General features: G+C 70.9%; 17 protein-coding genes. 8 read left to right on the top strand and 9 right to left on the bottom strand.

Annotated elements, in window-relative coordinates:
- Nucleotides 1-375: 375 nt before the first annotated feature.
- Complete coding sequence (locus JOF43_RS09345; RefSeq protein WP_209901443.1) at nucleotides 376-801, bottom strand: Hsp20/alpha crystallin family protein; 426 nt, start codon at nucleotides 799-801, stop codon at nucleotides 376-378.
- Nucleotides 802-1,079: 278 nt separating this feature from the next.
- Between JOF43_RS09345 and JOF43_RS09340 the strand changes: the two genes are divergently transcribed.
- The 3 genes from JOF43_RS09340 to JOF43_RS09330 all read left to right on the top strand — a co-directional run bounded on the left by JOF43_RS09340 (nucleotide 1,080) and on the right by JOF43_RS09330 (nucleotide 2,674).
- Nucleotides 1,080-1,331 (top strand): ribbon-helix-helix protein, CopG family, encoded by a 252-nt coding sequence (locus JOF43_RS09340; protein ID WP_377782937.1) that lies wholly within the window; start codon nucleotides 1,080-1,082, stop codon nucleotides 1,329-1,331.
- The gene (locus tag JOF43_RS09335) at nucleotides 1,328-1,567 is read left to right on the top strand and encodes a hypothetical protein (RefSeq protein WP_209901442.1); all 240 of its coding nucleotides are present in this window, start codon (nucleotides 1,328-1,330) and stop codon (nucleotides 1,565-1,567) included. Before JOF43_RS09340 ends, JOF43_RS09335 begins: the two co-directional genes overlap by 4 nt.
- A 153-nt stretch (nucleotides 1,568-1,720) precedes the next feature.
- A complete protein-coding gene (locus JOF43_RS09330; RefSeq protein WP_209901440.1) occupies nucleotides 1,721-2,674 on the top strand; it encodes a tyrosine-type recombinase/integrase in 954 nt (317 codons plus the stop codon).
- A 108-nt stretch (nucleotides 2,675-2,782) separates the two neighbouring features.
- On the opposite strand, the gene JOF43_RS09325 is transcribed toward JOF43_RS09330, so the two are convergent.
- A complete protein-coding gene (locus JOF43_RS09325) occupies nucleotides 2,783-3,103 on the bottom strand; it encodes a histone-like nucleoid-structuring protein Lsr2 (RefSeq protein ID WP_209901438.1) in 321 nt (106 codons plus the stop codon).
- On the opposite strand from JOF43_RS09325, the gene JOF43_RS09320 reads away from it, so the two are divergent.
- Nucleotides 3,093-3,269: a sialidase family protein gene (locus tag JOF43_RS09320; protein ID WP_209901436.1), complete on the top strand. Its 177-nt coding sequence runs from the start codon at nucleotides 3,093-3,095 to the stop codon at nucleotides 3,267-3,269. The genes JOF43_RS09325 and JOF43_RS09320 overlap by 11 nt on opposite strands.
- 6 nt (nucleotides 3,270-3,275) lie before the next feature.
- On the opposite strand, the gene JOF43_RS09315 is transcribed toward JOF43_RS09320, so the two are convergent.
- Nucleotides 3,276-4,046, bottom strand: coding sequence for an Fn3-like domain-containing protein (locus JOF43_RS09315; protein WP_209901434.1), 771 nt, complete (start codon nucleotides 4,044-4,046; stop codon nucleotides 3,276-3,278).
- Between the two features lie 88 nt (nucleotides 4,047-4,134).
- Here JOF43_RS09315 and JOF43_RS09310 point away from each other — a divergent pair, with 88 nt between their 5' ends.
- Entirely contained in the window at nucleotides 4,135-5,571 is a 1,437-nt protein-coding gene (locus JOF43_RS09310) for a DUF2079 domain-containing protein (RefSeq protein WP_342592127.1), read from the top strand.
- Nucleotides 5,572-5,737: 166 nt separating this feature from the next.
- Here the strand turns inward: JOF43_RS09310 and JOF43_RS22970 are convergent, their stop codons facing one another.
- The 5 genes from JOF43_RS22970 to JOF43_RS09285 form a co-directional block, all read right to left on the bottom strand.
- The gene (locus JOF43_RS22970; protein ID WP_209901431.1) at nucleotides 5,738-6,772 is read right to left on the bottom strand and encodes a hypothetical protein; all 1,035 of its coding nucleotides are present in this window, start codon (nucleotides 6,770-6,772) and stop codon (nucleotides 5,738-5,740) included.
- A gap of 157 nt (nucleotides 6,773-6,929) precedes the next feature.
- The gene (locus tag JOF43_RS09300) at nucleotides 6,930-8,348 is read right to left on the bottom strand and encodes an alpha/beta fold hydrolase (protein WP_342592126.1); all 1,419 of its coding nucleotides are present in this window, start codon (nucleotides 8,346-8,348) and stop codon (nucleotides 6,930-6,932) included.
- Nucleotides 8,345-9,016 (bottom strand): DinB family protein, encoded by a 672-nt coding sequence (locus tag JOF43_RS09295; protein WP_209901429.1) that lies wholly within the window; start codon nucleotides 9,014-9,016, stop codon nucleotides 8,345-8,347. The genes JOF43_RS09300 and JOF43_RS09295 overlap by 4 nt, the downstream gene beginning before the upstream one ends.
- Nucleotides 9,013-11,196 carry a prolyl oligopeptidase family serine peptidase gene (locus JOF43_RS09290; RefSeq protein WP_209901427.1) on the bottom strand — a complete coding sequence of 728 codons (2,184 nt, stop codon included), beginning with the start codon at nucleotides 11,194-11,196 and terminating at the stop codon, nucleotides 9,013-9,015. The genes JOF43_RS09295 and JOF43_RS09290 overlap by 4 nt, the downstream gene beginning before the upstream one ends.
- On the bottom strand, nucleotides 11,193-11,777 hold the full coding sequence (locus tag JOF43_RS09285; protein WP_209901425.1) for a hypothetical protein: 585 nt from the start codon (nucleotides 11,775-11,777) through the stop codon (nucleotides 11,193-11,195). The genes JOF43_RS09290 and JOF43_RS09285 overlap by 4 nt, the downstream gene beginning before the upstream one ends.
- A gap of 76 nt (nucleotides 11,778-11,853) precedes the next feature.
- Here JOF43_RS09285 and JOF43_RS09280 point away from each other — a divergent pair, with 76 nt between their 5' ends.
- Entirely contained in the window at nucleotides 11,854-13,065 is a 1,212-nt protein-coding gene (locus tag JOF43_RS09280; protein WP_209901424.1) for a glycoside hydrolase family 3 protein, read from the top strand.
- Nucleotides 13,066-13,080: 15 nt separating this feature from the next.
- Here JOF43_RS09280 and thiD read toward each other — a convergent pair whose 3' ends face one another.
- Nucleotides 13,081-13,956 (bottom strand): bifunctional hydroxymethylpyrimidine kinase/phosphomethylpyrimidine kinase, encoded by an 876-nt coding sequence (gene thiD, locus JOF43_RS09275; protein WP_209901422.1) that lies wholly within the window; start codon nucleotides 13,954-13,956, stop codon nucleotides 13,081-13,083.
- A 230-nt stretch (nucleotides 13,957-14,186) separates the two neighbouring features.
- Between thiD and JOF43_RS09270 the strand changes: the two genes are divergently transcribed.
- Nucleotides 14,187-15,125, top strand: a complete 939-nt coding sequence (locus JOF43_RS09270) for a hypothetical protein (RefSeq protein ID WP_209901420.1) — start codon at nucleotides 14,187-14,189, stop codon at nucleotides 15,123-15,125.
- Between the two features lie 34 nt (nucleotides 15,126-15,159).
- Nucleotides 15,160-15,978, top strand: coding sequence for a hypothetical protein (locus JOF43_RS09265; RefSeq protein ID WP_209901419.1), 819 nt, complete (start codon nucleotides 15,160-15,162; stop codon nucleotides 15,976-15,978).
- Nucleotides 15,979-15,981 lie beyond the last annotated feature (3 nt).

The following is a 15,981-nucleotide window of genomic DNA, read 5'->3' as shown; positions in this document are numbered from 1 at the left end:
CATTTGAGCGTGTAGCAGGGGTCTGAAGCCTCCTGATTGGGACTGTCGCACGATCAGGTCAAGATGTCACCTATTCGCGCGGCAGTCCCAAGGCACCCGGTGCGTCCGGTGAGACGCAAGCAATGAAGAGGGATTCGTTCCAGGATCCGCGGCACGGGGCCCCAGGTGGCCGCCTGGGAATGCGGTGCGCACTGCTGAACCTCTCGTCATGCGCGGGAGCGTGAGTGGCAGGGGTTGAAGGTTCGTCTCGATGGTCCACCCCCGCGGATCCGAAGACGTAGACGGCGGCACCTACGGCCGTGCATTGATACTCCCGCCGGTAGGCCCCCGGCTTCACGGGGGAGCCGGGGGCCTTCGGTGAGGGTGATCGAGTGATCAGGTTGCTGAGGACTCGATCTGCTGGGGAGTGTTCTGCGTGGTGATCTCGATCTTGCGGGGCTTGGCCTTCTCGCTGATCGGGATCGTCACGCTGAGCACACCGTTGTTGTAGCTCGCGGAGATGTGCTCGGTGTCCAGTCCCTGTCCGAGGCTGAGCTGGCGCAGGAAGGTTCCTCCCGTGCGCTCGCGAGTGATCCACTGCGCCTGTTCATCGGTCGCGAGGGTCCGCTCGGCGCGAATGGTCAGCAGCTGGCCGTCGACGTCGACGGATCCTGGATCGATGCCCGGCAGGTCAGCGGAGAGAACATAGTGATCGCCAGCGCGATACAGGTCCATCGGCATCTGCCGAGGGCCCCGTCGCCCGGTGTCGAGGAAGTTGCTCGCGAGACGCTCCATCTCACGGAACGGGTCGTAGATAGCCATGGTGTCTCCTTCCTGTCGCGGCCACCTCCTGGATCGGTGGCCTCCCAACCTTGAGTCCCTTCGACTCAACTACGAGCAGATTAGTACTCTCACTAGGAGAGTGCCAGCCTTGGATTGGTTCCTCCTGGGCGCCGCAACTGCCCTGCGGCAGGGCTGAACATCCCCTTGGTGCTCCTCGCTACGGAGGTCGACGAACAGGGCTATAGGCGCCCCGCTACACCCAGGTCGGAGGGTGTTGAGCTCGCCATGTCGCCGGTATACGTATTACGATATTGAGCATGAGGAAGATGCAAGGTAGTGAGGTCCCCGAGGAGCAGGTCGACGCCTGGGTTGCTGAGGCCGAGGCCGGCTACGACGTGGAGCAGCTGCGCAAGCGCGGGCGGCCTACTCGTGGTGAGCAAGCGGCGCAGGTGGTGCCGGTGCGATTCACCGACGAAGAGATTTCCTCGCTGATGCAGCGCGCTGATCGTGAGCACCTGAATCGCTCCGAGGCGATCCGTCGAGCCGTTCGTGAGTGGACGACCGCGTGAGGGTTCGACCCTCAGCACTCACGCACGACATCGCCCGCGAGGAGTCCATTCATGCGGCCAGCACTGCGGTGTACGTAGCGCCACTGGATGAGGAGAACCCGCAACGCGAGCTGCGCCTGGGCTTCGACACCCACGCCCGTCTTCTCGAGCTGGTGGTGTTGATCTGGGATGACGGCACCGAGGAGATCATCCACTCGATGCGCGCCCGCAAGCAGTACCTCACGCTCATCTCGTAATGCGAGTCCGCCGCGGTGCCGGCAGCCCCGGAGTGGGCGCACGGGCGGAGCCGCCTTGGGGGAGCCGTCCATCTAGTGCGCATAATCAAAATTATGCGCACTAGCGCGGGATGTCGCCACGGTTGAGCACCGACTGCGACCTACCGTGGTGGAATGAGCGAGCTCTTCCAAGATGCGGCGCGGGACTGGATCGCAGAACGCCGCGCCGTCGGACGCACCATCAGTGCCGAAACGGCCAAGGCCTACCGCGGGGATCTGGCCTTATGGCAGCGCTACCTCGAGGCCCAAACGGGCGCACCCGCGAGGGTGCAGGACCTGACGGGGCCCGTCATCAAGGCCGCGCTGGCCGAGATGAACAACGCTGGGCTCGCGCCGGCCAGCCGCCGGCGACTGGTGACGACGCTGCGAGGACTGTGCCGATACCTCGTTCTCGAATCCCGGCTCCCCGCGGACCCCACGGCCGGGATCCAGGCCCCGCGCGCCCCCTCGCGTCTGCCGGTGGCGTTCACCGACGGGCAGATCTCCGCCCTCCTGGAGACAGCGCAAACGGAAGATCCCCAGGCACGCCCGGCGGCGCCCCTGCTGGATGTGGCGATCGTGGTGATCCTGGCTGCCGGCGGACTGCGGGCCAGCGAGGCGGCCGGGCTCCGCCTTCTCGATTACCGGCCCGGTAATGAGCCCTCGCTGCGCGTTGTCGGCAAGGGTCGCAAGGCTCGCACCGTGCCGCTGGATCCGGGCATCGCTGCGCAGATCGACACCTACCTGCCCTGGCGGGCAGAACACGCCGTGGACGATGACGGCATGTCACCCCTGCTCATCCGGCCGGACGGCAGAGCGCTGACCCGGGACACGATCTCCTATCGGGTGACCCGGCTCTACGCGCGGGCCGGCATCGCCAAACCCGAGGGCGAAGCAGCCCACGCCCTCCGCCACACCTACGCCGTGTCGATGGTCGACGTCGGCATCCCAATCTCAGAGGTGCAGCAACTGCTCGGTCACGAGAGCATCGCCACCACCGGCATCTACCTCAAAGCCTCCGCCTCCCACCTCAGGACAGCGTCCGCGGCACCGTCAGCGGCTCGCCTGCTTGCCAGCAAGCTGACATGACGGCTCTCGCCAGAGCGCCTTGGACGCCGGCGCGTACCGGCCCGAGTTATCGCGAGACAGCAAAGGGGCTGGTGACGGCGTCACCAGCCCCTTCCTCATGCAATGGGCTCAGTGCGCGGCGCTGTACGCGTCACGAATCTCCGTGGGGATGCGACCCCGCTCGCTGACCTCGTAACCGTTCTCGTTCGCCCAAGCGCGAATCTTGCCAGCGTCGCTCGAGGAGCTCGCGCCTCGGGTGCCGCTGATGCGCCGACCTCCGACCCGGCGTGCTTTACCAGCCCACTCGCCCATCTGATCGCGCATCCGCTGGGCATTGTCCTCGCTGAGGTCGATCTCGTACGCGACGCCATCCAGCGCGAAGCTCACCGTGCTGGTGGCTTCGGAGCCGTCGATATCGTCGGTGAGGATTACCTGAGTCTTGCGCGCCACCGACGACGGCGCCACCTGGGTGCGCAAGCGCGCCTTCCAGCCCGGCGCCTGTCAGTACTCCGCCCTCCTCGCGATCGGTCGTGACGAATACGCGCTCCTGTACGAGGGGCCGGACGAGGCCATCACCTTCGCTTGCCTCGACCTGGACTGGATCCTCTCGCGATGATCTCCCTCAGTGGACCCCGGGCCTTGGCGGTTCCGGATCGGCGATCGTGAACTGCGGGGAGGAGAAGGTCTCCCAGTGGTCCGGGTCCTGCGGATCGCCCAGGGGCTTCAGCACCCGCATCTCCAGGACGTAGTCGCCGTTCCCGACGGTCTTGGACTTCTGGTTCTTCAGCGAGTAGTTGCCGTCCCAGCCGAACACCTCCGGCTGGGCCGAGCGGCCGAGGTGGTCGGAGGCGTCGATCAGCCCCACCGAGGGGTTGACGATCGTCATCGTCCCGGCCGGGTTGACCCGATGGGCACGCATCTCGAGCCGCTCGGCGGGGTACTCCAGGTAGTACGCGAGATAGGGGACGTCGCCGCCCTGCATGGTGTAGGTGTGGCCGCCGTCCGGGTCCAGCAGCACGCCGCCGGCGCCGTCGCTCACGCCGAGAGCGGGCAGTCCCATCCCCTGGTCATCGAGCACCGGCAGCGATTGGTAGTCCCCGGAGAGCCCGGCGTAGGGGACTGCGAGGTCCTCGCCCGGGCCGGTCAGGGTGATCCAGCCGCCGTAGATGAGGCCGTTCTCGCCGAGATCCTCCCCGAGCGTCACGGCCACCTCGGAGCTGCCGCCTGCGGGGACGGTCACGGTCTGCGAGGTGGGTTCGGCGATGCCATCGGCCGTGTAGAACATCGGGTCGTAGGTCGGTGCGCCGGTGGCGATGCCATGTCGGACACCGACGTCATAGGTGTGCCACGCATCATCGCGCCCGGGGATCCGGTGCACACCGGCATCACGCATTCCACCATGCGGATCCCGACCGCGTCGGCTGTATCGCGGGATTGCCCGGGCGCGGTCGGGTTCGGGTCGGACGTATACCCTCGCCTCCGTGACTCCCGCCGCCGACGCCCCCTCGACGCCGCCGGAGGTCGAGCGCCGCCCCGTGCGCGATCCCACCGCCGTGCGGCGCCTGGTCCCGCCGGTGCTGGCAGCACTGGCCGCCCTCGCCTACGGGCTGATGGGCAGCCAACAGTTCCACCGCCTCGTCACGCGGTCCTGGGACCTGGGGATCTTCACGCAGCTGGCGCGAGCCTACGGCGAGCTGCGTGCCCCGATCATCCCCATCAAGGGCGACGCCGTGAACCTGCTCGGGGATCACTTCCATCCGATCCTGGTGCTGCTGGCTCCGGTGTGGTGGGTCTGGCCCTCCGGGGAGGCGCTGCTGTGGACCCAGGCGATGCTGCTGGGGCTCTCGGCGATCCCGCTGACCCGCCTCGCGATCGATCGGCTCGGCCCCGGCCTCGGGTCCCTCGCCGGCGCGGCCTACGTGTTCTCCTTCGGCCTCCAGTCCGCCGCCTCGGTGCAGTTCCACGAGATCGCGTTCGCGGTGCCCCTGCTCGCACTGTCCCTGACCGCCCTGCTGCGCGACCGCCCGATGGCCGCCGTCCTCTGGGCGGCGCCGCTGGTGCTGGTCAAGGAGGACCTGGGGCTGACCGTCGCCCTGCTGGGGGGCCTGATCGCGCTGCGGGACCGCGCGCACCGCCGGGAGGGGCTCGGACTGGCGGCATGGGGTGCGGGATGGTTCGTGCTGTCCACCTTCGTGCTCCTGCCGCTGCTGAACAACGGCGGGCAGTACGACTACACGGACAACCTCGGATCCGCGCTGGAGGTGTTCTGGCCGCCGGTGAAGTGGGTGACCGTGGCGATGCTGCTGCTCGCTGCCGGCGTGATCGGCGCCCGCTCCCCGCTGATCCTGCTCATGCTGCCCACGCTGGCCTGGCGATTCACCGGCACCGTCGAGTTCTACTGGGAGTGGGGCTGGCACTACGACGCCGTGCTGATGCCGATCGCGTTGGCAGCCCTGCTGGATGCCCTCGGGGATCGCCGCACGGGACGCGCCACCTCCGCGCTGCGCCGGGACGTCCCCCGGCCGCGGCGCCGGATCCGAGTCCTGGCGGTCGCCGCCGGCGCCGCGGTCACGCTGCTGCTGGGGACGGCGATGCCGGTGCTCGACGTCGTCCGGCCCGCGAAGTGGGAGCCCACCTGGCGAGCCGAACCCGCCGCCGCGGCCCTGGAGGCCGTACCCGACGACACGGTGCTCGCCGTGGACATCACCCTGATGGCCCAGGCCGTCCCGGACCACGACGTGCAGTGGATCCACGGCCCCAACCAGCGGGTCCCCGACTGCGTGCTCGGCGACGAGTACGCCTTCTCCTGGGACGGACGCCCACCCCCGGACATCGCGGTATGGGCGGAGCAGACCTGGGGCAGGAGCTACGAGACCGTGTTCGACGACGGCGGGTTCACGGTGGCCTGCCGGGAATGACCGGCCGCTGAGGGTCAGTCCTCAGCGTGGTCCGGCCGTCCCGGGGTCCGGTCGTCATCGCCCGGTCGTGCCGGGGCCCGGCCATCGCCGTCCGGTCGTGCCGGGTCGAGGGTCGGCATCGGACTGGCTCGGGAGGGATTCAGTCGGCGTCCGGCTCTGCCGGGGTCTACGGCTGCGTCGGGGTTTCCGACTCCTCCGTGGGCTCGGTGGGATCGGCAGGAGCGCTCGTCGGTTCAGTGGGAGCGTCCGTCGGCTCTTCTGTCGGCTCGGTGGGCTCCTCCGACGGGTCCGTGGGGTCCTCGGCCGGGTCGGTCGGCTCCTCCGACGGGTCCGTGGGCTCCTCCGACGGGTCCGTGGGCTCCTCGGTCGGCTCCGTGGGCTCCTCCGACGGGTCCGTGGGCTCCTCGGTCGGCTCCGTGGGCTCTTCCGTCGGGTCGGCCGGCTCCTCCGACGGGTCCGTGGGCTCTTCCGTCGGGTCGGTCGGCTCCTCCGACGGGTCCGTGGGCTCTTCCGTCGGGTCGGTCGGCTCCTCCGACGGATCGGTCGGCTCCTCGGTCGGGTCCGTGGGGTCCTCCGACGGATCGGTCGGCTCCTCGGTCGGGTCCGTGGGCTCCTCGGTCGGGTCCGACGGGTCCTCTGTGGGCTGCGTGGGTTCGGTGGAGCCGTCGCCGGGGGTGGTCGGGGGCCCTGTCGGGTCCTCGACCGGCGGATTCGGTTCCTCCGGCGGGTTCCCGGGGTTCGGGGCCGGCGGGACCTGGCCGGGGTCGTCGGTCACCGGTGCTTCGGTGGGCTGGGACGTCTCGGGGGCGCCGGTCGAGGGGTCCTTCTCCGCGGACGTGGCGGGGTCGGTGGCCGGCGACGTGGTCTCGGGGGTTTCCTCCGCGGCGGTCTCTTCGGTGCCGGGCTCTTCCGTGGCAGTGTCCTCCGTCGAGGTCGCCTCGGTGCTGGGCCGCTCCGTCTCGACGTCCTCGGCCGTCGCTGCCGGCGTCCCGCCGCCGTCGGACGGGCCGGCCCCGCGCAGCGGGCTCATCACGGAGGATCCCGTGACCTGCGCGAGTGCGGCCAGTGGACCGACTCCCCCGATGCCGAACCCTGTCAGAGCGCCGACCACGGCGACGCTCCCCGCCGCCAGGGCCACGGTCGTTCGCGGCCGAGTCCGTACCGGCTCCGTGCTGCGGATGCCTGTCAGTCGCTTGCGCATCTGTCCCCTCCGACCGTTCTTCCGGGCGAGCGCAGTGGCTCGCGACCGGTGCACGAGGCACCGGCAGGTTCTCCCAGGGGCAAGGATAAGCGGCCAGCTCAGGAGATGGATACCCCCGTCCGCCTGTCAGTTCAGCCGGTGCGTGAGCGCGGAGGCATCAGTCCATCTTCACGTGGCGGGTGCGGCGGGCCCGCGGGTCGACCTGGGCCTGCTCGCGTTTCGCCTTCGCCGACTCCACCCACAGCCGCCACGGCGAGTAGCGCTCCGCGGCCAGGGCTATCTGCAATCCACGCGAGAGTGCCTGGTCCGTCGGCGTCGCCGGCAGTGCCGTGAGCTCCTCGGCGCGGGCGGGCAGCAGATGCGCCGCACCGCAGGCGCTCCAGCGCGCGGCGACCTGCGTGATCTGACTGCGGGTGTCGAGCATCGAATGGCCCCCACCGGGCACCTCCACCAGGTCCGCCCCCGGGATCCGCGCGACCAGGTCACGGGCGATCACCGGCGGGGAGACCAGGTCCTGGCCGCCCGTGAGCACGAGGGTCGGCGCGGTGATCGCCGGGGCGAGCTCGTGCAGATCGAACGCTTCACCGGTGAACCGCGGCACCGCACGGGCCTGCTCACCGATGATGACCAGTGGATCCAGCGCTCCACCGTCGGCATGATGGCCGCGGCCGAGCTCGCTGTGGGCGATCCGAGCGGTGAGGTCGTACTCCATCGCGTAGGGCGTGTTCTGCAGCCAGCCCTGGTTCAGCACCTGCCTCACGCTGTTCCAGGTCAGCTGCCCGCGGCCCAGGGCGAGCAGGTCCACCAGATCGCGCACCGCCGAAGGACCGCCGTGCTCGTGCACCGCGAGCACCACGGGGCCGGCACGACGGGCGTCGACCTCGCCCTCGGCGGCCAGTCGCCGCAGCGTGGAGGCGATGGTGGAGGTCGACGACTCGGTGCCGTCCCAGTACAGGGCGCGCAGGGCGGCCTGGGCCACGCGCTCGTCGTCGGCACCGGTCAGCGGCGAGTCGAGCACCAGTGAATGCACCCGGTCGGGGTGGAGGGCGGCGAGGGCCTGCGCGAGATAGGCGCCGTAGCCGACGCCGTAGACGCTGACCTGGTCGAGACGCGCATGGTCCAGCACCGCGAGCAGGTCGCCGAGCACCTCGCGCAGAGTGATCACGGAGGCCGGGAGGTCCTCCCCCGTGGCGTCCAGGCGGGAGAGCCCGACGCCGCGGTGCTCCATCATCAGCACGTCGAGGCCTCGTCCCGCGAGCGAGCGGCGCAGCACGTCATAGGGCAGCACCGAGCCCCGTCCCGGCCCGTCGGGGATCAGCAGCACGGGCACCTGCGGCGGAGCGGCCAGGCGGGCCGCGGGATCCGTCGCCTCGGGGTGCCCGTTCCGGCGCCGGACGCCCGGGTGAGGGCGGCGGGGCCCCCGGGCGACGGTGCGGGCGTAGCGCAGCGGGAACAGCCGTCGGTCCTCGGCGGAGAACTCGCGGTAGACCGTCATGAGGTCGTTGCGGATCTGCAGGAGGTCGTCCTGCGCGGGGCGGTCGAAGAGGTCGACGGATCGCACGGCGGCGCGGGTCACTCGCCGGTCCGGCCGTCCAGCAGTTCCGCGAGCACGTCGAGCTGGCCGGCGTGGCGGGCGGTCTCCTCCACCATGTGGATGAGCACCCAGCGCAGGCTGCGGAGGTGCTCACCGGCATGAAGCTCCTCGTCGGGATCCCTGCCGTGAAGCTGGGAGCGGGACAGGTCGATCGCGGCCGCGTAGTCGGTGAGCGCGGCCTCGAGGGAGGCGCCCTGCGCCACGGCCCACTCGCCGTGCGGCCCGGACTGCTCGTACCGGGTGTAGCCGACCTCCTCCGGCGGGACCCCGCCCACGATCTGGCAGAACCAGAAGCGTTCGGAAGTGGCCAGGTGCCGGACAACTCCCGTGACCGTCGTCGCGGATCCGACCAGACGCCTCGCCGCCTGCTCGTCGCTGAGACCCGTCACCTTCCGGACGACGGTGGCGCGCTGGACGTCGAGGAACCCCTGGAGGGTTTCCATCTCGCCGGCGACGGCCGGGGGTTCGGGGCGGTCCCCCGGGAGCGTTCCGAAGGCGTCATCGTCGCTCGCCGTCTCGAGTGCGGCCTGCTCGTCGGCGAGCCGGTCCACCAGGACGTCGAGCTGGTCCGGCGCACCCGGTGCCTCGGCCGCCGCCCGGTCGGCCGTCACCTCGGCGCCCTCCGGCTCCGCCCGGTGGTTCGGGCTCATGAGCTGGTCCCGCCGGCGTCGCCGATGGTGCTCCACAGGAACGCGTACATCAGGGCGTTCATGCGGGCGGCCTGCTCATTGGTGGCCGCACCGCCGTGCCCGCCCTCGGTGTTCTCCCAGGAGCGCACATCGGCGCCCAGCGACTCCATGGCGGCGGCGAACTTTCTCGCGTGGCCGGGATGGACGCGGTCGTCCCGGGTGGAGGTGAGCAGGAACGTCGGCGGGTACCGCACGTCCTCGCGCAGCAGGTGGTACGGGCTGAAGGTGCGCACGAACTCCCAGTCCTCGGTGTCCGGATCCCCGTACTCGGCCATCCAGGACGCCCCGGCGAGCAAGTGCGAGTACCGCTTCATGTCCAGCAGCGGCACCTGGATGACGACCGCGCCGAACAGCTCCGGGTACCGGGTGACCATGTTGCCGGTGAGCAGTCCGCCGTTGGAGCCGCCGCGCACGGCGAGATGGTCGCGGTCGGTGACACCGCGCTCGAGGAGGTCCCGGGCCACCGAGGAGAAGTCCTCGTAGGCCCGGTGGCGGTTCTCGGTCAGCGCCGCCTGGTGCCAGCGGGGACCGTACTCGCCGCCGCCGCGGATGTTGGCCAGCACGTAGGTGCCGCCGCGTTCCAGCCAGGCCTTGCCGATCGCTCCCAGGTACCCGGGGGTCAGGGAGATCTCGAAGCCGCCGTAGCCGTACAGCAGCGTGGGCACCGGCTCCTCGCTCTCGGCCCGGTCCACCCGCGAGATCTCGAAGTACGGGATGCGGGTGCCGTCATCGCTGGTGGCGAAGTGCTGGCTGACGTCCAGGCCCTCCGCGTCGAAGCGGGCGGGGGTGGACTTGATGACCTCGAGATCGCCCGGCTCGCCGCCCGCGGGGACCTCCGCGAGGTCGCCCAGGTGCAACGTGGTGGGCTCGAGGAAGCCGGTGACCGTCACCCAGACCCGGTCGTCGACGTCGGCGTCGACCGCCGCCACCCCGATCGAGCCACGTAGCTCGGGGTAGAGGTCGCGCCGCACCCAGTTCCCGTGCTCGTCGCGATGGTAGACCTCGAGTCGGTGCACCACGTCCTCGAGGATCGACAACACGATCGTGGAGCGCGTGATGGTCATGTCCGCCAGGGAGGTGGAGTCGGTGGGCTCGAACAGCATGTGCAGCTCGGGCTCGCCCGCTTGGAAGCGGGCGAAGTCGCCGACCACGAGCGATCCGGCGGGGAACGTCGTCCCCTCGACCTCCCAGTCGCTGCGTGGACTGAAGATGCCCAGGTCGCGGTGCGCGTTCGCCTCCAGGTCGCGGGGCACCTCGACGGTGCGCAGCGTCGGCTCCTGCGCGCTGCGGTCCACGACGTGGAGGGTGGTGTCGTAGAACGCGTGCGCCTCGATGATCCAGTCCCGCTCCCACTCGGGCGTGGAGTCGTGGGCGGCGAAGACGGCCATGTCGTCCTCGGCGATCTCGTGGACCAGCTGCGCCTCGGCCAATGGTGTGCCACGCCTCCACAGCCGCGCCTGCCGCGCGTACCCGGAGGTGGTCATCGTGCCCTCGCCGAAGTCCGTGGAGACCCAGACGGTATCGACGTCGATCCAGCTGAGGCCGCCCTTGGCCTCGGGGCGGACGAAGCCCCCCTCGGACTCGGGCACGAAGGAGAGCGTCTCGAGGTCGAACTCGCGGGAGACGTCGGCATCGGAGCCGCCGTGGGAGAGATCCACCAGGGCGTGCCGGTAGGGCTCCCCCTCGGCGAGGCCTGCCGGACGCAGCAGGCTCGCCCCGTGCCACACCCAGTCCTCGCCCTCCGCCTCGTTGAGAGCGTCGACGTCCAGCAGGATCTCCCAGTCGGGCTCCTCCAGGCGGTAGGACTCCAGCGTCGTGCGGCGCCACAGCCCGCGCTCGTGCTCGGCATCGGTCCAGAAGTTGTAGAGGTACTCACCGCGCATCACCACGCCGGGGATCCTGTCCTTGGCGTCGAGGATCTCGCGGATCTCCCGCTGCAGCGCCGCGGTGAGCGGTCCCCCGCCCGCATCCCGAGGGTCGACCACCTGGTCCAGCTCGGACTCCGCGCGGTCGTTGCGCTCGTGCACCCAGGCCAGGGCGTCCTCGCCGGTGACCTCCTCGAGCCACTGGTGAGGATCGGTGCTGCCGTCGGGCGCGGGCAGGGACACGGTCGCGGGATCCTGCGGGGCGGAGTCGTTCATCGGGTCTCCTTCTCGGCGGTGGCGGAGAAGTCGGTCAAGACCGACTTCCACGTGGTCTTCCAGGCATCGCGCGCCGCGGCGGTCGCGATCCTCTTGTGCTCGATCGCGAGAGCACTGCGATCAGCCCGGCCCGAGCGGTCCTTGGCGGTGATGTTGACGCTCAGGCTGGTCCCGTCCGCCACCGCGGCGCGCCAGTACCGCCACCGCTCGGTGTCGGTCAGGGCCGGCTCCTTAAGTCCCAGCTCCGCGCGACGGTGCGCGGTCATGAACGCGTCCCACAGGTCGCGCACGCGGTCCATGTCCCCGACGACGGTACGGGAGGCGGAGGCCGCGAAATCGCCCTCACTGCTCTGCCCGACGACGCGACGGCCGATGACCTGCTCGTAGGCGACGGTGACGCTCTGCGCCCACCACTCGGTGATCTCCCAGCGCACGGGCAGCAGGGACGCGATCGCGGTGTGGTCGAGGTCCCGGCCTCCGGCCTCGTCGATCCGCTGGACCCAGGTCTCGAGCGTGGTGCCGGTCGCGGTCTCGATCGCCGCCGCCCGCGGATGCTCGTGGGACGGGTTCTCGGTGCTCATGAGGCCAGCCTACGGGCCCGGTGGTGCGCCAGGTCACCGGTTCCTGGAGGTCCTTCCCGCGTGGAACACTGACGCCATGCGCCGACGACATCTCCTGGCCCTGGCCCCAGCGGCCGCACTCGCCGCCTGCACCGAGCAGGGCGAGGAGCCGCGGACCGACCCGGAGCGGACCGGCGCGGGCGATCCGGAGGACACCCGCGAGGAAACGGCGGAGGAGTCGTCCGAGGAGGCGACGACCGAGCCCACCACCGAACCCCCCACGGCGGCGGAGCTCCTGCTGAAGGACCTCTCTTCCCGTGAACTGGCCGGGCAGCTGGTGCTGGTCGGCATCGCCGCCGGCACCGAGATCCCCACCGAGGTGCTCACCGAGCATCACGCCGGCGGGATCTTCCTGCTGCAGGTGTGGCGCAGCGCCACCGCGGTGGAGGACACCGTGGCCGCCGCGCGCGTGGGCTCCCGAGAGGATCTCCCGCCGCTGATCGCCGTCGACCAGGAGGGTGGCGAGGTGCGGATGCTGCGCGGGAACGCCGCCCGGTCGACCCCGTCGGCGGAGGAGCTCGGCGCCGAGGGGCCCGATGCCGTCACCGAGGCGTACACCACCATCGGGGAGGACCTCGCCGCGCACGGCATCCAGGTGGCCCTCTCCCCCGTCGCCGACGTCGTCGATCCCGACCTCGCAGACGCCAACGAGCCGGTCGGCGGGCTCGACCGCGGCTTCGGCACGGACCCCGAGCAGGTGGGCCAGTGCGTCACCGCGGCGGTCGAGGCGCTCGAGGCCCAGGGAGTGGCCGCCACCCTCAAGCATTTCCCCGGTCTGGGACGGGTGGAGGAGAACACCGACTTCTCGGCCGAGGGCATCGAGGACCCGGTCACCGGGATGGAGGACCCCTTCCTCGATTCCTTCGCCGCCGGCATAGAGGCCGGGGCGGGCCTGGTGATGATGTCCTCGGCGATCTACCCGCAGCTCGAGGCGGACGTCCCCGCGATGTTCTCCTCCGTCGCGATAGAGGATCTGCTGCGGGACCGGCTCGGCTTCGAGGGGCTCGTGGTCACCGACGACATCGGCAACGCGGAGGCGGTCGCCTCCGTCCCCGTCGCCGAGCGCATCACCCGTCTGCTCGAGGCGGGCGGCGATGCGGTCGTCACCGCCGACCCCTCGCTCACGGGGCAGCTGGTCGACGCCGTCGAGGCCTGGGCCGCCCAGGACCCGGAGCACGAACAGCGGGTGCGCGAGTCCGCTGCCCGCATGCTCGCGCTCAAGGAGCACCTGGGGATGCTGTCCCGCTGAGCGGTGTGCCGGCCTCTACTTCTTGTCGAGGGTGATGAGGTGGTTGAGGGGGCGGTACCCGCCGCCGTCGCGGGAGACCTTCCACTCCCCGGCGTTCTCGATCGCGCTGGCGAGGAACTCACGGGCCGAGGCGACGATCGTGACCAGGTCGTCGTCGGCCCCCTTCTCGCCGATCTCGCCCAGCTCCCCGGCGCGCCCGAACTCCTCGATGCGGGCCAGCTGCGCGGCGATCGCGGCCGACAGCGTCGCCCCGGCCCCGCGCACGTGCCGCCCCGGCACCCGGTCCGCGCGCAGCAGATCTGTGCCGCCGGGATGGACCAGTACGTCGACCGCGTCCTCGGCCTCCAGCCGTCCCCCGGTGACCAGCACCGCGGACGGGCCCAGCGCCTGCAGCGCGAGCGCCTGCTCCCGCATCTCGTCGATCGAGGTGGCCAGCGGCCTGCCCAGCAGCTGGGCGGCCTCGGCCAGGTTCGGCGTCAGCAGGTCGACCAGCGGCACCAGGTCCTCGCGCAGCGCCCGGGCACCCTCGGCGGAGATCAGCGGCGTCCCGTCGCTGGAGACCATCACCGGATCGAGGACCAGACGTCCCAGGTGCCCCCGGTGCTCGCGCACCGCCCCGGCGACCGCCTCGACCACGGCGGCACTGCCCAGGGCGCCGATCTTGGTGACGTCCAGCAGCAGGTCCGCGGCGACGGCGTCGATCTGGCTGCGGACCACGTCGCCCGGGAGATAGTGGATCCCCGTGAGCTCATGCGTGTTCACCGCGGAGACCATGGTGACCGCACCGGCCCCGTAGACGCCCAGGGCGGTGAACGTCTTCAGGTCCGCCTGGATGCCGGAGGCACCGTCCGCATCGGAGCCGGCGATCGTGAGGACCAGGGGTGGGCGCATGCGGACTCCATCTCTCGGGGCTCTCGGCGCTGCGCAACGGGGCGGCGGGCTCCCGTGAGCGTGTGCCGGGAGAGTATCAAGGGGCGCCGGACGCCCCCTGGCAGGTCCCACTCGGGACGGGTGCGAATCCCTATCCTGGGTGGGCACGCATCGGACGGGGCGTGCGAGAATCACCCGGGGACGAGGGTCCCCGACGGGGGCACGGGGCCCTCCGCGCCGGGGAGGTGGCGATGACACAGGATCCGCACGGCAGCGATGAGCAGCCGACGGGCTCCTCCTTGCCCAGTTTGCCCAGTTTCAGCTCCGACGACCCCAGGTCGCTGCCGGATTACGAGACGGCCGAGCACGGCGCCTCCACCGGCGAGCCCGGCGAGCGCGCGCGTCACCGCACCCTCACCACGGTGCTGGCCGTCGTCGGCTCCGGTGTCGTGCTGCTCGCCGTGATCGCCCTGGTCCTCTCCCAGACGGTGTTCCGCTCGGTCCTGGAAGAGGGCGACCCCCAGGCGTACAAGACCGGGGAACGCTCCGCCGAGGGGCAGTCGGAGTACGTGCCGGACCCGCAGGATCCCGACATCGCCCCGCCGCCGCCGATCTTCACCGAGAAGCCCACCACCGAGTGCACGATGCCCTCCGACAACGCCTCGGCGGAACCGGCCGACCCCGGCACCATCCGCGGTGGCGACCTGCAGTACACGATCCCCGAGAGCTGGCAGTTCGCCTGGGGCCCCTCCTCCTTGCCGTACCTCACGGAGGTCGACGCCCAGGCGCGCAACGTCGAGGGCAACTGGTACAGCGTCGTCAACCTCGGGAAGGTCACCTGGCCGGAGGACGAGGGCGGCTACCCCGGGACGGAGAACGCCGCGGTCGCGCTGTTCCAGTGCTACGCGACGACGTCGGGCGTCATCGACTACTTCGGCGAGGAGCCGCAGGTCACCGACTACCGCTCCGAGGCAAGGACCATCGACGGTCAGTCGGGATGGATCGTGCAGGCCACTTACCACTTCGAGGACCCCGAGACCCTCGCCACCACCCAGGCCTCGGTCGTGACCTCGATCGTCGTGGACGGACCTGACGGCCCCAGTGCCCTGGTCAGCGACGTCGCCGCCGATCAGCCCGAGCACGTCCAGGATCTCGAGGACATCATCGCCAGCCTCGAGGTCGTCGAGTGATGACGAGGCGCCCCCGCCCCCGAAGGAGCAGACCGTGAGCACCGGACCGCAGTTCACCTCGACCCAGCCGCAGAGCCCCGGCCCGGGCGGCGGGCGCGGCGGCGCGCTGCTGATCGGAGCCATCGCCTTCGCCATCGTGTTCCTGCTGATCGTGGGGGCCACGGTGGGCTACCTCGTGCTGCGCCCGACCCTCACCGGCGGCTCCGGCGAGGAGACCACGGCGGCGGGTCCCGAGACCCCGCAGGACCCCGAGGCCACCGCCACCGACGAGCCGACCTCCGGGGAGCCGACCGACGTGGACGAGGAGCGGTGCTGGGCGCCGGAGTCCGAGCGGACCTCGAAGAACCCCTCGGGCAAGCTCCGTGGCGGCGGCCTCGAGTTCATCCCCCCGGCGGCCTACGGCGGGCGCGAGACCGGCGGCTTCGTCTACTTCCTGGGCGACAGCCAGACCGCCTACGGCGAGGTCGAGGACAGCTGGGTCTCGACGATGACCGTCGGCCAGGTCCAGTGGCAGCCCGGCGTCGAGTACCCCGGCCCCGAGATCGCCTCGCAGAAGATCGCGAAGTGCTTCTTCACCGACGGCAACTGGGGCGATCAGGCGCGCGAGCGCACCTGGGACGAGGAGACCACCAAGCCCGTGACGATCGGCGGGATGCCCGGGTACGAGACCCGGGCGGTGGTGAACTTCGGATCCGACGACCTCGAGAAGACCGACGCCAGCGAGATCGTGGTGGTGGTGCTGGAGACCGAGGAGGGCCCCAGCGCCTTCGTCACGGAGACCGCGGTGGGCGTCACCGAGCACGAGAAGGCGGCCGACGAGGGGTACTCCTCCCTGACGGGCCTGTCCGGCTGAGGG

The sequence above is a fragment of the Brachybacterium sacelli genome (genome assembly GCF_017876545.1).
Lineage (GTDB): Bacteria > Actinomycetota > Actinomycetes > Actinomycetales > Dermabacteraceae > Brachybacterium > Brachybacterium sacelli.
Note: the sequence above shows the minus strand (reverse complement) of the source record. Positions and strands in the feature narration are given on the sequence as shown.